The 1,760-nt window shown below is 36.6% G+C and carries 2 protein-coding genes; both read left to right on the forward strand.

The window, feature by feature from the left end:
• Window positions 1-381: 381 nt before the first annotated feature.
• The gene (locus H525_RS25740; protein ID WP_051331082.1) at window positions 382-969 is read left to right on the forward strand and encodes a hypothetical protein; all 588 of its coding nucleotides are present in this window, start codon (window positions 382-384) and stop codon (window positions 967-969) included.
• Between the two features lie 261 nt (window positions 970-1,230).
• Window positions 1,231-1,674, forward strand: coding sequence for an Hsp20/alpha crystallin family protein (locus H525_RS0115420; protein ID WP_027416908.1), 444 nt, complete (start codon window positions 1,231-1,233; stop codon window positions 1,672-1,674).
• Window positions 1,675-1,760 lie beyond the last annotated feature (86 nt).

Consider the following 1,760-nt stretch of genomic DNA (forward strand, 5'->3'; position numbering starts at 1 on the left):
ATCCCTTGTTCTGTCGGGGGTCGTGGCGGTTTGTATATCTACGGACTGTCGAAACCGGGTTATAAGGCGATAGTAAATTATACTGAAGAATGATGGCAAATGGTTCCAAGTCTTAAATGAGGCGAAATGTTCAAGTAGTATTAGTACGATTTTTCAAACCCTTAACCCTACTATTTCTTTCAATGTATCCATCAAAAATATACTGTAAATAACAAAATAAACCTTCTCAGCAAAATAAAATTGTTCCCCAAGTACGAGTGGAAGTCGAGTCAAATGCCAGACTTCCACTCGTGCTTTTTCTGTAAAAACGTAAGAAATTATATGTGCACCAATGTTGACAAATGTATACATTTGTATACAATAAAAACAGGAGGTGAAAAAATGGATTACAGAAAGAGAACCTTTCGAGGTGCAAAAATTGAGGATTGTATATTAGACTTTGAACTGATGAGAAAGACGGCAGAGAAACATTCTCAAACCTCAAATGATAATTATAAGAGGAGGCTATATGACGGTATGGCTTTAGCGTATCAAACGGTAGTGAATCGTTTGGCCAATGATTTCGACTATACCTTGGAGGAGAATGACATGGATAACCTGTTTGAAAGATGGATAAACGATTTTAAAAGAATGAGAAATTCTTGTTTGGAACAGGCAAAAAAACCACTTGATATATCAAACGTACCTGAACAAATAAAAAGTGAATTAAATTCTAACAAACAAAAGGGTTTATTTGAGGGAATGGCAACAGGTTATAACATGATTGTAAGTCAATTAGGGGTGCTGTCAGGTTTAGCTACAGACAATCAGAATATTGCTGATATTGTAAATCAAGTAAAAGCTCAATTGAACAAGGAGTCAGAAGAATTTGCGGTGCAGTCTAATCAAGAAGGGGATGATTTCGCAAAAGGATTTTATAGTGGTCTTAATAGCTCTTACAAATCCGCAATAGCTCATATGACTATGTAAAACAGTTTAGTATCGTATAGAAGTTTATCTACAAAATAAAACTGTTCTCTGAATACGAATGGAAATCGGGTAGTATGCCTGGCTTCGCTCGTGTTTTTCTTTTGAAGCGGTGAAAAAATCAGGAGCAAGGTAAAGGAAATAAGGTTTCAAGGAATCAAGGATGAAAGGCAAAGCCTTTTTTGCCTTTTCCAATAGCTGAATCAATGGTTGTGATTTGGGGAATATAACCTTTGTAAAAAATCATCTTGGAGGTGTTTTTCAATGTCTCTCATTCCGTATGAACCCTTTCGACACCTTGAAAACATGAGAAGGGAGTTTGACCGTTTCTTTACCACTGATTTTCCTGTTTTTAGAACTAAGTTAGGTCAAAATTTCGGCAGTCCAAGTATTGATATTCACGAAACCGAACATGAAGTAGTCGCAACATGTGATATTCCAGGGCTGGAAAAGAAAGAAGATGTGAATATTGACGTTGACAACAACATGTTGACGATTAGCGGGAGCGTAAATCGGACGAATGAAATAAAGGAAGAGAACATGCATAGACAAGAACGCTTTTTTGGTCGTTTTCAACGCTCGGTTGCCTTGCCAAGTCGTGTTAATTCGGAAGGGGTAAAAGCAACTTATAAAAATGGTGTTTTGGAAATTCACATGCCGAAAATACAAGGCGAAACCAAGAAACGAATTGATGTTGAATTCCATTAAGAATGACACAATTACGTAATTTTTTCTTAGCGAATGGTAGGAGGTATACTTCCCCCTGCCATTTTAATGTACAAATAAAACAATGG

This window comes from Aneurinibacillus terranovensis DSM 18919, from assembly GCF_000430625.1.
Taxonomy (GTDB): domain Bacteria; phylum Bacillota; class Bacilli; order Aneurinibacillales; family Aneurinibacillaceae; genus Aneurinibacillus_B; species Aneurinibacillus_B terranovensis.